A 20261-nucleotide genomic window follows, 5' to 3' on the forward strand; every position below is an offset into this window, starting at 1 on the left:
TTTTCAGCCATGGATAGGAAGAAACTGGTTCTGCTGCTCGGCGCGCTGATCATCGCGATCGGGACTGCCTTTGCCGCAAGGAGCATCTTCGCCGGAGGCGCTGCACCTGATGCAACCGCCGCCGCTCAACCCACTGGCCCTCGTGTGCTGGTCGCCAAGCGGGCCTTGACCTCTGGCACGATCATCACCGCCGATGCGCTGGGCTTCCAGCCCTGGCCCAAGGAGCTGGTGCAGGACGCCTACTTCATTGACGGCGAAGCCGACATGAACAAGCTGATCGGCACCGTGGTACGGTATCAGATCACGGCGGGCGAGCCGGTCACACAAGGCTCGCTGGTCGCGCCGGGTGATCGCGGCTTCCTTGCTGCGGCGCTTGGCCCGGGCATGCGCGCCGTGACGGTGCCGGTGTCGGCCATGACCGGCGTTGCCGGGTTCATCTTCCCCGGCGACCGCGTCGATCTGGTGTTGACCCAGCAGGTCAGCAGCCAGGGCGACGAGGCCCCACTGAAGACGGCCGAAACAGTGCTGCGCAACCTGCGCGTGCTCGCCACCGATCAAAGCACCGAACAGACCACCGATGAAAACGGCAAGACCGTGGTGACCGAATTCCGCACCGTCACGCTCGAAGTGACACCCAAGATCGCGGAAAAGGTTGCCGTGGCGCAAACCGTCGGCACGCTCAGCCTGGCGCTGCGTTCGCTGGCCGACAACCCGGCCGATCTGGAACGGGCAATTGCCTCTGGCGATATCACCCTGCCTGCCAACGCCACGCCCGAACAGGAAGAAAAGTTCCTGAAGGCGGCGATGTCACGCCCGATCGACAAGGGTGCCAGCTTTGTCACCGGCGGCGATGTCTCGCGCTTCCAGCGCACGACCATGCCGAGCAAGTCGCAATCGTCGAACGCTGCGCCGCAGTACAGCCCGCAGCCGTCCAATAGCGGCCCAGCGGCCAGCAATGCTGCCCCTGTCTACACCGGTCCGAGCGTGCGGGTGACCCGTGGCAAGGAAACCACCGACACTCCGGTGAGCGGCAAGGCCAACAGCAGCACCGTCATCAGCGGCAAGACCAGCAGCATGCGCAGCCAGGGCGCCGGCTTCCCTCCCACCGGCACCATCGTGTCGACGAATTGAGGGGCATCAGATCATGAAGACCTTTTTCCCGAATGATCCGCTTTTGACCAAGGCGGCCAGTGGCAAACCCAGGGGGGGCCAACCGATGACTCGCATGTTCAAGACCCGGCTTATGGTGGCTGCCCTTGCGGCAGTGCCGATGGCAGCAATGCCGGCCACCACCGCGATTGCCCAGGTTGTGGCTCGCCCCTCGCAGGAAATCGTCCTGTCGATCGGCAAGGGCGAACTGATCACCCTGCCCGGCATCATGGCCGACGTGTTCGTCGCCAATGACGAGATCGCCGATGTGCAGGTGAAATCGCAGCGCCAGTTGTATGTGTTCGGCAAGGCAGGCGGGGAAACCACCGTCTATGCCAGCAACGAACGCGGCGATGTAATCTTTTCGGCCAATATCCGCGTCGGTTCCAACATCGGCAGCGTCGATCAGATGCTGACCTTGGCGATGCCTGATGCCAAGGTGAATGTGTCCACCATGGGCACCAACACCGTGCTGCTGACCGGCACCGTTGCCGCGCCCGATGATGCTGCCGAGGCTCAACGGCTGGTTCAGGCCTTCCTTGGCGAAGAAGCCAATGTGATCAGCCGCCTGAAGACCGCGACCCCGCTGCAGGTCAACCTGCACGTGAAGATCGCCGAAGTGAATCGCAGCCTTCTGCGTGAAATCGGCGGCAATCTCGCGACCGCAGACGGTAGCAGCGGTTTCCGCTTCGGCGTCGGCAGTGGCCGCCGTTTGGGCCAGGAAGGCGGTTTCAACTGGGGTGGTCCGCTGGGCGTCGGTCAGAACGCCGGCGGTGTAAGCACGACCCGTCCGATCCTGGGTGCCAACGGGCTTCCCCTGTTCGACCCATCGACGGGCGCCCCGCTTCTCCAGACGATCACCGGTCCGGGCGTCGATTCCCAGGGCGGGACAACACTCTCGGGTCTCGGTCGCCTGTTCGGCATGAACATGCTCGGCGCTCTCGACCTGTCGGAACGCATCGGTCTGGTCACGACCCTGACCGAACCCAACCTGACCGCGCTTTCGGGTGAAACCGCCACGTTCCTTGCGGGCGGCGAATTCCCGATCCCGATTGCACAGGGCCTGGGCCAGGTGACTGTCCAGTTCCGCCAGTTCGGTGTCAGCCTTGCCTACACCCCGACGGTGCTGGCCAATGGCCGGATCTCGATGCGCGTGCGCCCCGAGGTGTCCGAGCTTTCCACACAGGGTTCGATCGAGCTGAACGGCTTTCAGGTACCTTCGCTGACAACGCGCCGGACGGAAACCACGATCGAGCTCGGCTCCGGCCAGAGCTTCATGATTGCCGGCCTGATGAGCGCCAATTCGCAGCAGCTGATCGACAAGGCTCCGGGTGTTGGCGACATACCGATCCTGGGTAACCTGTTCCGCAGCCGCGAGTTCCGCAAGGGCGAAACCGAGTTGGTGATCATCGTCACCCCCTATCTGGTCAAGCCGGTGGACGCGAAGGACATCAAACTGCCGACCGATGGCTACCGTGTAGCCAACGAGCTAGAACAGTTCCTGGGCTACCAGAACAATGCCGGTGTTTCGGGCCAACAGCGTCCCGGCCCGGTGGCGGCCGAGCCCGATGCGCCCAATCCGAAGGTGAGCGAGGCCGATCCGGCCGCGATCATCCCGACGCAGCAGGAAAAGCCGCGCCGCGCCGACAAGAAAACCCGCAAGCCAGAGCGCGAGGCCAATGCAGCGGCCCCCGGCTTCAGCCTCTAACGTGAGAAAGGTGAAAACGATGCCTGTAGCACGATACAATTCGCTGGCCCGCCCTGCCCTGTCCCGGATGCCCGCCCTTGCTCTTGCCCTGTCGCTAGGCCTCGGTCTGGCCGGCTGCGGCGGGATGCCCACCAACACCTCGCTTTACAGCACCAAACAACCGGTGGTGGAACGCACCAACTTCACGCTGGATGTGAACACCTCCAACGCGGGGCTGCCGATTTCGGAACAGCAGCGGCTGAACGGCTGGTTCGAAACCATGGACCTGCAATACGGTGATCGCATCGCCATCGATAACCCCGGACAGAACCCGGCGGTGACCAATGCGATCCGCGATCTGGCCGGACGATATGGGCTGATGATCAGCGATACCGCACCTGTGACTGGCGGCTTCATCGAACCGGGCCAGGCCCGCGTGGTGATTACCCGTTCCACCGCTTCGGTGCCGGGTTGCCCCGACTGGTCGGCCAAGTCCGACATGAACTACACCAACGGCACCAGCCCCGGTTACGGCTGCGCCGTGAACAGCAATCTGGCTGCCATGATCGCCGATCCGCAGGATCTGCTGGAAGGAAAGAAGGGCGCGAGCGAAACCGTCATCGCGACTTCGAACAAGGCGATTTCGACCTATCGTGACACGGCACCGACCGGCGCAGGCGGCCTTCAGGACGCTTCGACCGGCAGTGGCGGCTCTGGCGGCGGAGGAGGTAACTAAGCCATGAATGCTCCCTGGAAATCCGGCTTGCCCGGCAATCGCGATCCGTTCGCGGCCTATATCTGCGATGACAATGCGCTGGACGTGATCCGTCCGGTGGTGATCGAACTGGGCTGGCAGCCGGAAAAGTGCAACAAGGGCGGCCTGCGCAACGCGGTGCAATCGCTTTCGGTCAGCGCTTCCCCGGCGATCCTGCTGGTTGACCTTTCGGAAAGCGGCGATCCGCTGAACGACATCAACGCGCTGGCCGAAGTGTGCGAACCCGGCACGGTGGTGATCGCCGTCGGCCAAGTCAATGATGTGCGCCTGTACCGCGATCTGCTGTCCAGCGGCATCCATGATTACCTGCTCAAGCCGCTTTCGGCGCAGCAGGTGCATGATGCGCTCAACCAGGCGCTGGCCGTATTCATGTCGCCCAAATCGGGTGATGGCGATGCGTCCAAGCGGCACATCTCCACCGCAGTGGTCGGCACCCGCGGCGGCGTGGGTGCTTCGACGCTGGCGACATCGCTCGCGTGGCTGTTCGCCGAACAGCACAAGGCACCCACCGCGCTGCTCGATCTCGATGTGCATTTCGGCACCGGCGCGCTGGCTCTCGATCTGGAGCCGGGCCGCGGCCTGACCGACGCGATCGAGAACCCCAGCCGCATCGATCCGCTGTTCATCGAACGCGCGATGGTGCGGGCCGGTGATCACCTGTCGATCCTTTCGGCGGAAGCGCCGATCAACCAGCCGCTGATGACCGATGGCGCAGCCTTCGTGCAGCTGGAGGACGAATTCCGTCAGGCGTTCGAAATGACGGTGATCGATCTGCCACGCAACATGCTGATCAACTTCCCGCAGCTGCTGGCTGACGTGAATCTGGTGGTGCTGACCTGCGAGCTGACGCTGGCTTCGGCCCGCGACACGATCCGCATCCTTTCCTGGCTCAAGACCAATGCCAGCCACGCCCATCCGATGGTGGTGGCGAACAAGGTGCAGCCCAGCCTCGCGGAAATCAGCAAGGCCGATTTCGAAGCCTCGATCGAACGCAGGGTCGATTTCGTCGTGCCTTACGACATCAAGGCAGCATCGAACGCGGCCAAGCTGGGTCAGGTCTTCGTCGATGCCAACCGTTCGAGCAAGGCCACCGCAGCGATCCGCCAGATTGCCGAACGGGTGATGGGTGTCAGCCCGGATGACCTTGGGTCGATCGGCGATGAAAAGAAGTCGCTGCTTGGTGGGTTCGATCTCAAGTCCTTGCTGGCCAAGAAGCCCAAGGCCGAAGCCGTCGTCAGCGAATAAGCCTGCACCTTCGCAGCGCCGCATTGCACCGCAGGTGTAGTTCGGCGCTGCGGCGGGCAGCACCGGAACCAATCCGCCGCAAACCGGCGGGACAAGGCAGGACGCACAGATATGGACTTTTTCCAAACCCTGCTGATCACGCTGGTGATTTTCACCGTGCTGGTCGTCGCCTATCTGCTGGTTTCCGGCTCGGGAGCGGGCAAGGCGCAAAAGCGCCGTGTGGAAGCCCTGCGTTACCGCCACTCCGAAAGCCTGGATGCAAAGGTCGATGCGCAATTCAAGCGCGCCATCGCCGCCCGCAAGCCCAAGGCCTACAAGGTCAAAGGCGCAGGTTCGCGCACCGAAGCACTTGCCGCGCGGCTTGACCGCACCGGCAAGTCGTGGACGGTCAGCCAGTACCTCTACACCACCATCGGTCTGGTGATGGGCATCGCGGTGGTGATCTTCGTGCTCAGCCGCACTCCGCTGCTTTCGCTTGGCGTCGGGCTGGTGATCGGCTGCGGCCTGCCGCATCTGGTCGTCAACTACCTGATCAACAAGCGCACCAATGCCTTCGTTAACAAGTTTCCCGACGGCATCGAATTGCTGGTGCGCGGACTGCGTTCGGGCTTGCCGGTCACTGAAACGCTGGGCATCGTCGCCGCCGAAGTGCCAGGGCCTGTGGGCTACGAGTTCAAGAGCGTGATCGATCGCATCAAGGTCGGCAAGACCATGGAAGACGCGCTGCAGGACACGGCCGACCGGCTGGCAATTTCGGATTTCAACTTCTTCACGATCACGCTGGCGATCCAGCGCGAAACCGGCGGCAACCTTGCCGAAACCCTGTCGAACCTTGCCGACGTGCTGCGCAAGCGCGCCCAGATGAAGCTCAAAATCCGCGCGATGAGCTCGGAATCCAAGGCTTCGGCTTACATCGTAGGTTCGCTGCCATTCCTGGTCGGCGGGATGATCATGTACATCAACCCCGAATACATGTCCGGCTTCTTCACCGATGATCGGCTGATCGTGGCCGGCCTGGGGGGTGCGATGTGGATGAGCATCGGCGTGTTCATCATGGCCAAGATGGTCAACTTCGAAATCTGACAGGCGGGGCAACAGACCATGATGAACCAACCCAATGGCCCGGTGCTGCTCGGCTTCGACGTTCTCCTCGTCGGAACTGTGCTGGCTGCGGTTGCCGCCTTTGCGGTGATGCTGGCGATTTACGCCGCAGTCACTATCCGTGATCCGATGGCCAAACGCGTCAAAGCGCTTGAAGCGCGGCGCGAACAGCTGAAGGCCGGGATCGTCGTTGCCGGATCGAAAAAACGCACCAGTCTGGTTCGCCGCACCGACACGACCGACAGGGTCAAGGGCCAGCTTGACCGGTTCAACGTGCTCCAAGAAAGCCAGATCGCGCAGATCCAGCAGAAGATGGCCTATGCCGGTTTCCGCAACAAGGAACTGGCGGTGCTGATCATCGGTGCCCGCGCCATCCTGCCGATTGTGCTGGGCGGCCTTGCCGCGATCATGATCTACTGGCTGGACATGTGGCCCGACTGGGGCCCGATGAAGCGCGTCATGGCGTTCTCCGCCGCCGTGCTGGTGGGCTACAAGGGCCCGGAAACCTACATCAGCAATCTGGCAACCAAGCGGACCAAGGAAATCCAGAAAGGTCTGCCTGATGCGCTCGATCTGCTGGTCATCTGCGCGGAAGCTGGCCTGACAGTCGACGCCGCGTTCAACCGCGTCGCCAAGGAGCTGGGCCGCGCCTATCCCGAACTGGGCGAGGAATTCCAGCTGACCGCAATCGAACTGTCATTCCTCAATGAACGCAAGATGGCATTCAACAACTTCGCCTATCGCGTCAATCTGGAGGCCGTGAAAGGCGTGGTGACCACCATGATCCAGACCGAGCGGTACGGCACCCCGCTGGCGAGCGCCCTGCGCGTGCTGTCAGCCGAATTCCGCAACGAACGCATGATGCGCGCCGAAGAAAAGGCCGCGCGCCTGCCCGCAATCATGACGATCCCGCTGATCGTGTTCATTCTGCCGACGCTCTTCGTCATCATTCTTGGCCCGGCAGCCTGCGCGATCTCGGACAACTTCGTCAACGCGCCGAAATAGCATCACGGGGATTGGGCCGGACGGGGTTAATACCCTGCGCCGGCCCGCTCTTCTTATTCCAACCTATTCGGGCTGTGCCCCGCATTGGCGCGCGAGCAGCATGGCACGCTGGCGCAGGCCTGCCAGCAGACGGCGCAACGCCTCTTCCTCCCCCGGAGCAAGCCCGTCGAGCAATTCATGCTCGGTTGCGCGGGCCAGCGGCATGACTTCGGCATGGATTCTGCGGCCTTCGACGGTCAGTTCCAATAGGTGCGAACGACCATCGCCGGGATTGGGTACCCGCCCCACCAACCCGCGTTCTTCCAGCACCTTGACCGCGCGGTTGACAGCCACCTTGTCCATCACAGTCGCCGCCGTCAGACCCCGCTGGGTTATGCTGCCCCCGTCGCCCAGCACCGCCATGATCCGCCATTCGGTAACCTTCAGGCCGAACCGCTTGCGATACCGCTCCGCAATCAGCCCGCTGACCGCGTTGGAGGCCACCGAAAGCTGATAGGGCAGGAAGCCTGCAAGCTGGCCCGTGCCTTCATTTATAAAAGTGTCATCATTCATAGGGGCGCGCGTCCCACCACGGGTAGAAATCGGGCATGTCAGCGCTGACCTTGCCGGGATACATGGGTTTGCGCTTTTCAAGGAAGCTGGCGATGCCTTCCTTGGCGTCGGCCCCGCGCGAGAGGCGGTAGATTGCGCGGCTATCGATCTTGTGCGCTTCCATCGGGTGATCGGTGCTCATCAGGCGCCACATCATCGCTCGGGTCATGGCGACGGAGATGGCAGAGGTGTTGTCGGCGATCTCGCGCGCCAGAGACTGCGCCTCATGGAGCAGGTCTTCAGGAGCGTGGATCGACCGAACGAGGCCCCCTGCCTTGGCCTCCTCGGCATCGAAGATGCGGCCGGTGTAGCACCATTCGAGCGCCTGCTGGATGCCGACAATGCGCGGCAGGAACCAGCTCGACGCCGCTTCGGGCACGATCCCGCGCCGGGCGAACACAAAGCCGTAACGCGCCGTGGCGCTGGCAAGGCGGATATCCATCGCCAGCTGCATCGTCGCGCCAACACCCACCGCCACACCATTGCAGGCGGAAATCAGCGGCTTTTTGCTTTCGAACAGCCGCAGCGTCAGCAATCCGCCGCCATCGCGCACGCGGGGATCGGACAGATCATCGACCTGTGTGGGATCGGAGAATACATGCCCTCCCCCTTCCGGTGTCAGATCGGCGCCTGCGCAAAAGGCGCGTTCGCCCGCGCCAGTGAAGATTACGGCGCGCACCGCATCATCGGCATCGATATCGTCCATCGCGGCGATGATCTCCTCCCCCATGGTGCGGGTGTAGGCGTTCATCTTGTCCGGGCGGTTCAGGGTGATGGTGGCGATGCCATCGGCCTTGGTGACGATGATCTGGGTAAAGGTGGTCATGCAAAATCCCTCTCTCGGTGCGGCGCCTGTGATGCCATGCTGCGGCCAAAAGAAAACCCCCGCAAAAGCGAGGGTCTTCCTTTGGGCTATCCTGACCGGGTCCAGGCCGGGCCAGACCCGGCCTAGACCCCCCTTAGGTCGCTCTAGACCCCTTCTTGCCTCACCTTGCCGCAATGTTTCACGTGAAACATCGGGCGTTCTGGTTCAGCGCGGGGCCATCCGTATGCCGCCATCCAGACGCACGTCCTCGCCATTGAAATAGCCGGTTTCGATCATGGTCATGGCGAGCTTGGCATATTCCACCGGCATACCCAGACGCTTGGGGAACGGCACAGAAGCCGCCAGCGCATCGCGTACGTTCTGGGGCGCTGCGGCGAGCAGCGGGGTGTCGAAAATGCCCGGCAGGATCGTGTTGACGCGGATGCCTTCGTTCATCAGGTCACGCGCGATGGGCAGGGTCATCCCGATCACGCCAGCCTTCGATGCCGAATAGGCCGCCTGACCGATCTGGCCATCCTCGCCCGCCACCGAAGCGGTGTTGACGATTGCCCCGCGCTCGCCATTTTCGTCGATCGGATCGAGGCTCATCATCCCCGCAGCCGATTTGGCGATGCAGCGGAAGGTGCCGATCAGGTTGACCTGAATGACGAAATCGAACGCGCTGACGGGGAAGTGCTTGATCGAGCCATCTTCCTTGGAACGGCTGGCGGTCTTGATCGCGTTGCCGATCCCGGCGCAGTTCACAAGGATCCGTTCTTGCCCGTGGGCGGCACGCGCCTTGGCGAAACCAGCATCAACGTCTTCATCGCTGGTCACATTGACCTTGCAGAACACGCCGCCGATTTCGGCCGCAAGCGCTTCGCCCTTTTCCTCGTTCATGTCGAAGATCGCGACCTTGGCGCCCTTGGCCGCCAGCGCGCGCGCGGTGGCCGCGCCGAGGCCCGAAGCACCGCCGGTCACGACGGCAGGGGTATTGGTTGAAACTTCCATCTGAGATTTCCTTTTACCGTTCGCCCTGAGCTTGTCGAAGGGCTGCACTTTCTTCTGTCCCGCGTCCTTTCAGGAAGGACTGTGCTTCGACAAGCTCAGCACGAACGGGGTTGGTTGTTGAACTCAAAGCGCCTCGATAATCGTGACGTTGGCGACACCGCCGCCTTCGCACATGGTCTGCAAACCATATTTCTTGCCGTTGCGCTTCAAGGCGTGAACCAGCGTCGCCATCAGCTTGGTGCCCGAGGCGCCAAGCGGGTGGCCCAGCGCAATCGCACCGCCATGGATGTTGAGCCGCTCAGGGTCAGCCCCGGTGTGCTTCAGCCAGGCCAGCGGCACCGAAGCGAAGGCTTCGTTGACTTCGAACAGGTCGATATCGTCGATCGTCAGCCCGGCGCGCTGCAAGGCGCGGTCGGTCGCGAACAGCGGTTCTTCGAGCATGATCACCGGATCGCCTGCGGTAACGGTAAGGTTGTGGATGCGCGCCAGCGGGGTCAGGCCATAGCGCTTCAGCGCCGCCTCGCTCACCACCAGCACCGCCGAGGAACCATCGCAGATCTGGCTGGACGACGCCGCCGTCAACGCACCGTCGGGCGAAAGCAGTTTGACCCCGGCAATGCCTTCCAGCGTCGCATCGAAGCGGATGCCTTCATCCACGGTATGCATCGCCTGACCTTCGGGTGTTTCGATGGCAACCGGCACAATCTCGCGCCCGAAAGCATCAGCCTTGGTCGCGGCGATCGCCTTCTGGTGGCTGGCATAGGCGAACCGGTCGAGATCATCTTTGGTGAAGCCGTGCTTCTTGACGATCATCTCGGCGCCCATGAACTGGCTGAAATTGATGCCGGGGAACTTCGCTTCGATACCGTCGGCCTTGGCATAAAGGCCTTCTTTCATGTGCAGCGTGACGTTCGACCCCATCGGCACGCGGGTCATGCTTTCCACGCCGCTGGCGATCACGACGTCTTGCGTGCCGCTCATCACGGCCTGGGCTGCGAACTGGATCGCCTGCTGGCTGGAGCCGCACTGACGGTCAATCGTCACCGCCGGGGTCGATTGCGGCAGCAGCTTGGACGCAAGCACGCCCATCCGCCCCACCTGCAATGCCTGCTCCCCTGCCTGACTGACACAGCCGGTAATCACATCGTCAATCGCCGCAGGATCGATCCCGCTGCGTTCGACAATCGCATCGAGCGACTGCGCCAGAAGGTCAACCGGGTGCACTCCGGCCAGACGTCCGCCGCGGCGGCCGCCAGCGGTACGCACGGCTTCAACGATATAGGCAGTGGTCATATCTCTCTCCCTTCGCAGGCCCCTTCACCGGGCCGGGCGCGTGGCGGCGCAATCAGTTTCGCTTCGCCACCCGCTTATGGCACCCGCCTATTGGAGCAAGGGGGTCAAATCAAGCGAGCAAAATGGATGGTAACAATGTGACCGGGTGCTTGCCATGCACGCTGCACAGTGGCAGCAGTCCGCCGTGCCTATGCGAACATTGTTTGAACTCAACCCGGCGCTTGACCGCGCAGGCCTTGCAGCACGATTTGCCGCCACCGGCCGCGTGCAGGTGCGAGATGTCCTCACCCCGCAAAGCGCGCGTGAATTGCTGATGGTGCTGGCCAAAGGCACCGCGTGGGGCATGGCGGTGGGTGCTGGCGATGCCCCGCCGCGCAGCTTTCGCGCCGCCGAAACGCGTGATCCGCAAGCCCAGCAGGCCTTGCAGCAAGCCGCCCGCAATGCCGAAGAACACAGTGCCCGCGGCGAATATGGCTTCCGCTTCGCGCATTACCCGATCCTGACTGCGGTACAGGAAGGCTGGGACCCGGGCGGACCGCACGAGGTGCTGCTTGAACACCTCAACGCGCCCGATTTCATGAACTTTGCACGCGAAGTCACAGGGCTGCCCGGTCTGCACAAGGCCGATGGGCAAAGCACCCTGTACGCGCCCGGCCATTATCTGGGCCGCCACATCGACAGCCACGTGGCCGAAGGCTGGGAAGTCGCCTACGTCCTCAATCTGGCGCGGGAAGACTGGCATCCCGATTGGGGCGGCTATCTTCTGTTCCTTGATGATGATGGCGATGTGGTGGAAGGTTTCCGGCCCCGCTTCAACGCTCTCAACCTGTTCCGCGTGCCTCAGCCACATCTCGTCAGCTATGTCCCGCCTTTCGCGCCATTGGGCAGGATGGCTGTGACCGGCTGGCTGCGCAGCGGATGAACACCAAACCGGCCTCCTCAGCTGCCGAAGCGTTGGTCAAGATGCGCATGGCGCTGCATTCGGGCGATATGGCAGGCGCACGCGCCCTTGCCGAAACTGCGCGGCGGGCGTTCCCGGATGATGCACCTCTGGCCGATGCGGCAGGCGATCTGGCGATGAAGGCAGGCGATGCTACCGCCGCCGATGCGCATTTCGCAGCTGCCTGCGCCGCCGCGCCGGCCGTGAACGACTACGCCGTCAATCACGCCATCGCTTTGCAACAGCTTGGCCGCCATGATCGCGCCATTGCGGCGCTGGCCCGGTATGAGGCCGCTGGCCGCCGCGATGCCCGCCATGCCAGCGTGCGCGCCATGTCAGAACGTGCGCTGGGCCGCCCGGCCGAAGCCGCAAGCTGGTATGATATCGCACTGGGGATTGAACCGAACCGCCCCCGCGCACTCCACGGCCGCGCACGGCTGGCGCTGGAACGCGGCGAGACCGATGCGGTGCAAAAGTTCAACCGAGCACTGGCGGCGAGCCCCGGCGATCCCGAATTGTGGCTGGGCAAGGCACAGGCGCTGGAAGTGGCGGGCGATGTTGGCGGCGCGCGGGCCATTGCTGAACAGATCATAGGCCAGTTGCCCGGCTTTCTCGCCGCACTGACTTTCCTGTCCGGCTTGCGGCTTGCAGCGGGAGAGGCCGATTTCACCGCGCCGTTTCGCACAGCCGCACAGCGCATGCCGCAGGATGCAGCCATCGCAGCCACCCATATCGAAACGCTTGCCGGGCTCGACTTCGCCGCAGAAGCTGCCGAAGTCGCAGCCGAGGCACGCCGCCGTTTTCCGGGCGAAGCCCATTTCGCACTGCTTGAGGCGATTCACGCAGGCTCTGCGGGAGACTTCAATCGCGCGGAGGCTATCTTCGCCTCCCTCACGGATGAACGCCCGCTGCGCTTTCTCCATGAGGCACGGCATCGGTTGCGGGTGCGCGATCCCGCTGCGGCTGAACGCTTGCTAGGGCGTGCGCTGGAACCCGATCCATGGGATATTTCGGCCTGGGCACTGCGCGGTATTGCGTGGCGGCTTGCAGACGATCCCCGTGCCGAATGGCTGCACGGTCAGCCCGGCCTGGTGCAATTGCGCCCGTTGGAGGCCGATGGGGGCCTGTTGGATGATGCCATTGCCGAATTGAGAAAGCTGCACGCCGCGTCATCGATGCCCCTTGGCCAATCGCTGCGGGGCGGCACGCAAACCCGCGGCATCCTGTTTCACCGGACCGAACCGGTGCTGGCAAGACTGCACGATGCAATCCGCGCGACGCTGGAAAGCTACCGCAGTGCGCTTTCCCCGCAAGACGACGCGCACCCGCTGCTGCGCCACCGCGATGCTGCCTGGCAGTTGCTGGGATCATGGTCGGTGCGGTTAACCGGCGGGGACGATGGTGCGGGCGATTACCACACCGCGCATATCCACCCGCAAGGGATCGTCTCCTCGGCGCTGTATCTAGTCGTGCCTGATGCTGCCCGGGACGAGGACGCCAGGAATGGTTGGCTGGAGATCGGACGCCCGCCACCCGATCTCGGACTTGATCTTGCACCTTTGCGCGTCATTGCGCCGCAGGAAGCGCATCTCGCGCTGTTCCCATCAACCCTTTATCACGGCACAACGCGGTTCGGTGCGGCAGGCTCTGCCGCAGCGGAACGAATGACCGTCGCCTTTGATGTCGTGACTGCCCCAGGAGCCCGAACATGAACGACGCCGTAGCATGGAGCGATTTCTGGGCTGCCAATACCGGGGCGGGCGGCGGCGGATGTCTGCCGCAACGCTGGGCCGCGATCGAGGACGCACAACGTTCGGCATGGGGCGGCTTTATCGCTAACCTGCCTCAGGCTGCCCGGGTGCTGGATCTTGCCACCGGGGACGGACGTGTGCTGGGCTGGATGCGGACCGAGCGTGATGATCTGGCGCTCATTGGGGTCGACCTTGCCCCTACCCTTCCCGCATCCCCGCAGGGCACAGAGACGCGCGGCGGAATACCGATGGAGGATCTGCCGTTCGACGCAGACGAATTTGGCGCAGTCGTCAGCCAGTTCGGCTTTGAGTACGGCGATGTGGCCAAGACTCCCGCAGAAATTGCCCGCGTGCTGGCTCCCGGCGGCACAGTGGGCCTGATGGTGCATCGCGGTGACGGGCCGATCCTTGAACATAATCTCTCCCGTCAGGCTGGCATCGACTGGGTGCTGGCTGAGCAGCGGCTCGGCACGATCATGGTCACAGCGCTGGAATCCCCGCAAGGTGGCCCACAGGTCGCTGCGCAAGTGGCGGCAGCGATCAGTATGCTGGGTGCCGACAAATTTGGCGAGGCCAGTCCCGCCTGGGAAATCCCCGAAGCGATGCGCCGGGCGGTTTTGATGGGGGCGGATAGCGGCCTGCCGTCAATCATTGCCACCCTTCACGAGATTGAGGCGCGTGCGCAGAACGAGATCGGGCGGATCAACTCGCTCGCCCGCGCTTGCGCGGTCGCCGATCAGCGCGATGCCATCACTTCTGGGTTCAGTGCGCAGGGGCTGCAGCTACGCTCGGAAAATCAGGTTGCCGAGCCGTCTGGTCGGGCGATTGCCTCCTTCCTGACATTCTCCTGAATTTCCTGCCCTTCGCCGTAGGCGGCGGGTCGCTGGCGCCAGTTTATACGCAGACACGAAAAAAGGCGGCGGACCGAAGTCCGCCGCCCTTCTTTTCGGCTTTCGCCCGTTTGTCTTCTTAGAACGAGAAGGCAACCGATGCGAAGAAGTCGCGACCCAGCACGTCATAAACGCTCGGGTAGGTGTTGCCCTGTTCCTGGTTATCGCCAAGCAGCAGGCTGTTCGGACGGTTGGTGACCGTCACACCGTTGAAGGTCGGCGTCCCGGGCAGGGTGTCGAAGATGTTGTTCACACCGATCGAGAAGGTCACGTTCTCCGTCGCTTCAAAAGCGAAGGTCAGATCGAACAGGTCATATGCGCCGATCCGCTCGATGCCGTTGAAGTCGGCAAAGTTGGTATCATCATCGGCATCATCAACCGCCGACAGGTGGCGCCAACGCACGCTGGTGGTCAGCGGGCCGTCGATCATGGTCAGGCGCGAAGCCCACTTGAACGACGAGATCGGCTGACCGCAGTTGCCGCCAAAGCGTCCGGCGCACTCGTCAACATCAGGCAGACCCACCACGGGGGTGAAGTCGTACTTGTCGGTCCAGGTGCCGTTGAAGTTCAGGTCGAACCGCGACGAACCCGTATCGGTCAGCAGCGAGAACGGCAGGCTGCCACGATAGTTGACCTGAAGGTCGACACCCGAAGTTGCGAGGTTCGCAGCGTTGATGCCACCGATCAGCGGGGGGTTGCCCACGTCGATCCGGCCATCGGCATCGCGAATGCCCACAAACGGCTGACAAAGCGGGCTGTTTACGTCCTGAGCCGTGCCGTAGCACAGGTTCAGAAGGCCCTGCAGACCACCACCAGCGATGGTGATGAAGTCTTCTACTTCAATGTTGTAGTAGTCAGCGGTGATTGTCAGACCCGACAGGAAAGACGGCTGCAGAACAACGCCAGCGGTCCAGCTGGTCGAGGTTTCTTCGCCAAGATCGGGGTTGCCGCCGAACAGTGCAGGGATCTGCGCGTTAAGCTGCACGGCCTGACCGCCGCCGATGTTGCCTGCCGGAACGCCGGTAGCAATACAGGTCGCTGCGGCACCAGGATTGGCAGCGATGAAGTCTGCGCTTGCGCAGGGATCAACAGCGCCCGGGAAGCCGATGGCCTGACCACCAAACAGTTCCTGCACGTTGGGTGCACGAACCGCACGCTGGTACTGACCGCGGAACATCACGTCTTCGAACGGACGGAACTGCACGCCGCCGGCATAGGTCCAGACGCCGCCGACATTCTCGAGCGAGTAGTCGGAATAACGTGCTGCACCGTTGACCGTCAGGCTCAGACCACTTTCGGTTTCGATGATCGGGACGATAACTTCAGCGAAGAGTTCCTTGACGTTGTAAGCGCCTTCGGTGGCTTCACCAGCGTTGAAGCCGACGACATCGCCCGACGACAGCGCCGTATCGGGGATGAACTGGGCGGCAACGCGGCGATATTCGGTACCAACGGCGAAGCCGATGTCATCACCGCCAAAACCGAGGTTGCCGAGGAAGCCATTGATGCTTGCTGCAGCAACTTCAACGGTCGAGATATCGCCATTCTGCGCCTGGATGCTGATCTGCTGGACCATTTCCGGCGTCAGTGTGTCGGGGCCGAAGATGTTGATCGCAGGATCGGTGCCATCAAGACCGCGGTTGAACGCCGAGCGCGAGATATTCCCCGACTGCACGTTCGCATTGCGGGTGCGGGCATAGGAATAATAGGCATCGTAGTTGATGTTGTCGGTGATCGCACCGGTAACACCAGCCAGAACACGGAACGCGTTACGCTCATCGAGCGAGTTACGCGGGCCAGTCTCGGTGGTCCGGCGCAAAACGTTTGCGCGGATAACACCAGGCGTGAACAGCGCGGGAAGGCCGTTGGCCACGCGCTGTGCATCAGCGGCCTGCTGGTTGGCATCGAGCTGGTTGAAGGCAGCCAGAGCAGCCGGATCGAGGAACTGCGATACTGCCGCAATGTTCACATTGGTGGTGCCGGTGATTGGCGTTGCCGCCAGTTCCTGAGCGACGCGGTTGTTGACGTAGGTCACTTCGGTGTAGGCGCGGTGCCCATCGGTGAACTCATAATCAGCATAACCGCCGAACAGGTAACGTTCCTGCGGGATCTGCAGGTAGTTCACCGGAGCGTAGTTGTAAGTATCGCCAGCCGTCGGGGTCGCGGTGCCCGGAGCACGGAACAGGCCGTCACGAAGGACGCTGCCGGTCGCCAGGTTGGCGAAGTTCTGCGGGTTGTCTGCGAAGGTGCCGGGGTTGGCGACGATTGCCACGTTGGCCGGAGCCAGAATACGTGCAACCGGAAGTGCGCCCGAACCAAAGGCCTGCAGCTGCGCGCCCTGGGTTTCACCGCCCAGTGCAACTGCCGAGAAGCCGCGATCGCCCTGGAACACGGATTCACGGTTGAAGTATTCACCATAGACGGTGGCGCTACCGCGGCCATCATCAAAGCTGGTGCCGATTGCGCCATAGAGCTGATAGCGGGCGCCATCGCCGCGCTCGGTCAGCGAGTACTGGCCGCCCATTTCGAGGCCTTCGACCTTCTTGAGCTTGAAGTTCACAACGCCGCCAAGAGCGTCCGAACCGTAAACTGCCGATGCACCACCGGTCACGACGTCAACCGATTCAAGCAGGAAGCTCGGGATGGTGTTGAGATCGACGACCTGGTTGGTGTCGAACGACACCCAGCGGCGGCCATTGACCAGCACCAGCGTACGGGTCGAGCCGAGGCCACGCAGGTTGAGCGTGACAGCACCAGTGCCGGGGTTGTTCGAGAACGCGGTGGTGCCCGGAATAACCTGCGGCAGGGTGTTCAGCACGTTTTCAACGTTAACCGCACCCGACAGAGAAAATTCCTCGGCGCCGACGACGGCGACGGGAGCGGCGGTTTCGACGTTGCGCTGCTGAATGCGCGAGCCGGTGACGACGATGAAGTTGTCTTCACGTGTCTCTGCGGCGACTTCGGCCCCAGCGTCCTGTGCATAGGCGGGCGATGCGATAACGGCACCGGCCATGATCGTCCCTGCGAGGAGCGATGCCTTGTTGAAGCGGTTCATTTTATTCCCCTTGATGCACGTGTCGCCATTACGGCGCACGTTATCCAAAAGTCACGAGCGGGTTGCCCGGATGTTGCGCCATTAGGTCATTCGACTCACCATCTGCAATCTGCGAGCGATTTGACCAGGACAGTTCACTGGCAACTGTTGCAATCACGCTACAGTTATGTGGCGGAGAGGCTTCCTCTGGGAATTGTTTGGCTTTATTGATCCCGCATACAGGGCGCAGCCGCGCTCCAGACCTATGGACAGTACCCCCACGAGGAGAGCCGCAGATGACCCGCCCGCACCTTTTGATCCGGATTATCGGGCCGTGCACCGCTGCTGCGGCCTTTGTTGCAGCCACGCTACCTGTCGCGGCACTGGCACAGGATGCCCCGCCTGCCGCATCTGAGGATTATATCGAAGCGCTCAAAACATGCCGCTCCATTGGCGATCCGGGTGAGCGGCTTGCATGCTATGACGCAAAGGCCGGGGCAATTGTGGCAGCCCGCGATGCAGGGGATGTGCGGATCGTCGACCGCGAAGACCTGCGGCAGACCAGGCGGCAATTGTTCGGCTTTACGGTGCCCGAAATCGAAATCCTGAAAGGCGATGATCGGGACAAGGAAACCAGCGAGCGGTTTGAGACCACGATCACGAGCGCACGCCAGCTTAGCGGCAAGGTTTGGCGCTTCACCACTGCAGAGGGTGCGATCTGGGAAATCAACAATGCCCCGGCCCGGCTTGCGCCGATCAAAGGCGGCGAGGCCGTAGAGTTCAAGAAGGCGTCGCTCGGCTTCTTCTTCATCCGCATCAACGGGCAAATGGGGGTAAAGGGCAAGCGTATTCAGTAGGCCAATTTGTTATGTGAAACAAAAAGAGCCCGGTCAGCAATGACCGGGCTCTTTTTGTTTGTGCAGGCTGTAGCGGTCAGAGCCCGCCCGGCCCGCAATCATTGGCGAGGTAATCCAGCATCTTGGTGTAAAGCTGCTGCTGGTGCGTGTACATCAGCGTGTTCGAAAAGTGATCGGCGCCGTCGAGTGTGATGAACTCACCTTCCTTGCCGGTTTTTTCGAAGGCCTTCTTGTAGTCGGTGAAGTGATAATACAGCACGCGCCGGTCGACGTCACCGTGGATCATCAGCAACGGTATGTTGACCTTGCTCACTTCATCGACCGGATTCACTCCGAAGGCGGTGTCCAGCCAATACTTATCAACCGCGCTGTCACGCCCGCGGCCCCATACCAGCTTTAGCTTCGGCCAGTTTGAAACCGCCGCACCGGCAATCGTGCATTGATAGATGTTTTGCTCGCGGCTCGCTGCAACGAGCGCCGCGTAGCCTCCATACGACCAGCCGAACATCGCGATGCGATCAGGATCGACAAGTCCCTGATTGATCAGATGAAGTGCGCCGTCATCCTTATCATCCTGCATTGCCTTGCCGTATTCGCCGAAGCCGGCAAGGAAATGCTCGCGCCCCCAGCCGACACTGACGCGATACTGCGGCTGAAGCACCATGTAGCCCTGATTGGCAAGAAGTTGGGCCCACTCGTCGTAACTGACGACTTCGTTCACCATCGGCCCGCCGTGCGGCATGACGATGAGGGGGAACGGGCCTGTGCCGTTGGGTTTGGTAAGGTATGCCGGGATCGTTCGTCCGTCGCGCGCCTTGTATCGAATATACTCGACATCGGAGAGCGCTTCCGGACTGACCAACGGGTTCCGGCTGCCGAGTTTGGCAAGTTTGCCATCCTTGACCAGCCAGAATGAACCCGGATCGCGAGGGCCGCGATTGGTCACGATCATCGACTGGCCATCGATCGAACGGCTCGAGATGCTGAGCTGATGGGCGTGAGGGATCTGCTGCTCAAGCGCCTCGTACAGCGCCTTTTCTTCCTGGTCGAACCAGTGTCTTTCCATTTTTGCACCGGAATAGATCGCTGCGACCATCCTGTCGTTGCCAGGGACTGAATGCGTCTGGATGCCCATGACATCCGCATCTTTGTCTTGGAAAATCTTTTTGCCAAGCGTGCCTGAATTGAAGTCGAATTCGAACAACGCGGCCTTGTCCTCCCCTTCGGCCCAATTGATGAAGTAACCAAGATTGGGGTTTTCAGGGTCGAGGCCGGCCAGACCGGGAAGACCAGTGTAGACAGTTGCAACGTTGTTCACATCGTTGAGGTCAAATTCGAGGAATTGCGACCAGGAACCGTCTCCCGGCTTGCGGTAGTAGAATTGCAGCTTGTTCGTTGCCGGATCGATGCTCTGAGTAAAGCGCGGGTTGCCTTCATTGTCGAAGGTCGCCTGGGGATACTTGGTCGAACCGCGCAGCACCAGCGTTCGCGCGCCTGTCTCAAGGTTGAACCGGTAGTACGACCGCGGGCGGAACCGGGCGAAGGGATCGCTGCCTGTGGAGTCGCCGACCGCAGTTCCGGTCGAAACGAGGATCTCATTCGGCTCCTTTGGCAAGGTGTTGACCAAGCCGAAATTGCCATCAACCCGGCTGAACTTGTTCTCGTTAAGATCGTAGAAGAACGAAGCGTATTCCCGCACATCCTCTTCCTGGCCTTTGACCGTCTTGCGGACCACCTGCCATGCGGTCCCGTAAATCTTCGTCCCGCTCACCCAGGTTGCTGTGACGATCTCCATGGGATCAGCGTTGAGCCGCCGCAAAGGCTTAGAAAGATCATCAGCGCTATAGATCTCGAGAAGGTAGTCGCCTTCGCGACTTTCGACCTTGTGGACTAGCACGTTTTTACCGTCCGGCGACAACTGCACCTGACTAACAACATCACGCAACGCCCACACCTCGATCGGAACGTTGCCTTGCGCCTGCGTCGGGACGGGGGCGGCAGTGGCAAGGCCGAGTGCAGAGACTCCGACCAATGCGGCGGTGAGCGAGACCTTGAGAAGTTTCATCGGCGTGGTTTTCCTGAAACTGAAGTTTGAACATAGTGATCGATGGTTGGAAAAGAACCTGA

Annotated in this window: 16 protein-coding genes; 10 read left to right on the plus strand and 6 right to left on the minus strand. The window is 62.0% G+C overall.

Translation table 11 applies throughout. The features are described 5' to 3' along the window. Nucleotides 1-9 precede the first annotated feature (9 nt). The 6 genes from cpaB to IP79_RS13950 all read left to right on the plus strand — a co-directional run bounded on the left by cpaB (nt 10) and on the right by IP79_RS13950 (nt 6962). Nucleotides 10-1131, plus strand: coding sequence for a Flp pilus assembly protein CpaB (gene cpaB, locus IP79_RS13925; protein WP_054119893.1), 1122 nt, complete (start codon nt 10-12; stop codon nt 1129-1131). Between the two features lie 85 nt (nt 1132-1216). Further along, nucleotides 1217-2857 carry a type II and III secretion system protein family protein gene (locus IP79_RS13930; RefSeq protein ID WP_054120015.1) on the plus strand — a complete coding sequence of 547 codons (1641 nt, stop codon included), beginning with the start codon at nt 1217-1219 and terminating at the stop codon, nt 2855-2857. A 19-nt stretch (nt 2858-2876) separates the two neighbouring features. Next, entirely contained in the window at nt 2877-3572 is a 696-nt protein-coding gene (locus tag IP79_RS13935; RefSeq protein ID WP_054119894.1) for a CpaD family pilus assembly protein, read from the plus strand. Nucleotides 3573-3575: 3 nt separating this feature from the next. Next, on the plus strand, nt 3576-4856 hold the full coding sequence (locus tag IP79_RS13940) for a pilus assembly protein CpaE (protein WP_054119895.1): 1281 nt from the start codon (nt 3576-3578) through the stop codon (nt 4854-4856). Between the two features lie 111 nt (nt 4857-4967). Next, complete coding sequence (locus IP79_RS13945; RefSeq protein ID WP_054119896.1) at nt 4968-5939, plus strand: type II secretion system F family protein; 972 nt, start codon at nt 4968-4970, stop codon at nt 5937-5939. Nucleotides 5940-5957: 18 nt separating this feature from the next. Next, nucleotides 5958-6962 (plus strand): type II secretion system F family protein, encoded by a 1005-nt coding sequence (locus tag IP79_RS13950; protein ID WP_054119897.1) that lies wholly within the window; start codon nt 5958-5960, stop codon nt 6960-6962. 63 nt (nt 6963-7025) lie between these two features. Here IP79_RS13950 and IP79_RS13955 read toward each other — a convergent pair whose 3' ends face one another. From IP79_RS13955 to IP79_RS13970, 4 genes are all read right to left on the minus strand, one after another. Further along, nucleotides 7026-7514, minus strand: coding sequence for a MarR family winged helix-turn-helix transcriptional regulator (locus IP79_RS13955; protein ID WP_054119898.1), 489 nt, complete (start codon nt 7512-7514; stop codon nt 7026-7028). Continuing rightward, on the minus strand, nt 7507-8379 hold the full coding sequence (locus tag IP79_RS13960; RefSeq protein ID WP_054119899.1) for a crotonase/enoyl-CoA hydratase family protein: 873 nt from the start codon (nt 8377-8379) through the stop codon (nt 7507-7509). Before IP79_RS13960 ends, IP79_RS13955 begins: the two co-directional genes overlap by 8 nt. A 204-nt stretch (nt 8380-8583) precedes the next feature. Beyond that, nucleotides 8584-9369 (minus strand): SDR family NAD(P)-dependent oxidoreductase, encoded by a 786-nt coding sequence (locus IP79_RS13965; protein WP_054119900.1) that lies wholly within the window; start codon nt 9367-9369, stop codon nt 8584-8586. A 123-nt stretch (nt 9370-9492) separates the two neighbouring features. Then, a complete protein-coding gene (locus tag IP79_RS13970) occupies nt 9493-10662 on the minus strand; it encodes an acetyl-CoA C-acetyltransferase (protein WP_054119901.1) in 1170 nt (389 codons plus the stop codon). Nucleotides 10663-10852: 190 nt separating this feature from the next. Between IP79_RS13970 and IP79_RS13975 the strand changes: the two genes are divergently transcribed. From IP79_RS13975 to IP79_RS13985, 3 genes are read left to right on the plus strand one after another with little or no spacing between them, the layout of a single operon-like run. Beyond that, entirely contained in the window at nt 10853-11584 is a 732-nt protein-coding gene (locus IP79_RS13975) for a 2OG-Fe(II) oxygenase (protein ID WP_054119902.1), read from the plus strand. Beyond that, nucleotides 11581-13314 (plus strand): tetratricopeptide repeat protein, encoded by a 1734-nt coding sequence (locus tag IP79_RS13980; RefSeq protein WP_054119903.1) that lies wholly within the window; start codon nt 11581-11583, stop codon nt 13312-13314. The genes IP79_RS13975 and IP79_RS13980 overlap by 4 nt, the downstream gene beginning before the upstream one ends. Continuing rightward, the gene (locus IP79_RS13985; RefSeq protein WP_054119904.1) at nt 13311-14204 is read left to right on the plus strand and encodes a class I SAM-dependent methyltransferase; all 894 of its coding nucleotides are present in this window, start codon (nt 13311-13313) and stop codon (nt 14202-14204) included. The genes IP79_RS13980 and IP79_RS13985 overlap by 4 nt, the downstream gene beginning before the upstream one ends. A gap of 118 nt (nt 14205-14322) precedes the next feature. On the opposite strand, the gene IP79_RS13990 is transcribed toward IP79_RS13985, so the two are convergent. Continuing rightward, nucleotides 14323-17298 (minus strand): TonB-dependent receptor domain-containing protein, encoded by a 2976-nt coding sequence (locus tag IP79_RS13990; RefSeq protein ID WP_054119905.1) that lies wholly within the window; start codon nt 17296-17298, stop codon nt 14323-14325. A 275-nt stretch (nt 17299-17573) separates the two neighbouring features. Between IP79_RS13990 and IP79_RS13995 the strand changes: the two genes are divergently transcribed. After that, entirely contained in the window at nt 17574-18134 is a 561-nt protein-coding gene (locus IP79_RS13995; protein ID WP_054119906.1) for a hypothetical protein, read from the plus strand. A 76-nt stretch (nt 18135-18210) separates the two neighbouring features. Here IP79_RS13995 and IP79_RS14000 read toward each other — a convergent pair whose 3' ends face one another. Beyond that, nucleotides 18211-20199 (minus strand): alpha/beta hydrolase family protein, encoded by a 1989-nt coding sequence (locus IP79_RS14000; protein ID WP_054119907.1) that lies wholly within the window; start codon nt 20197-20199, stop codon nt 18211-18213. Between the last annotated feature and the right edge of the window lie 62 nt (nt 20200-20261).

The organism is Porphyrobacter sp. AAP60 (assembly GCF_001296025.1).
Lineage (GTDB): Bacteria > Pseudomonadota > Alphaproteobacteria > Sphingomonadales > Sphingomonadaceae > Erythrobacter.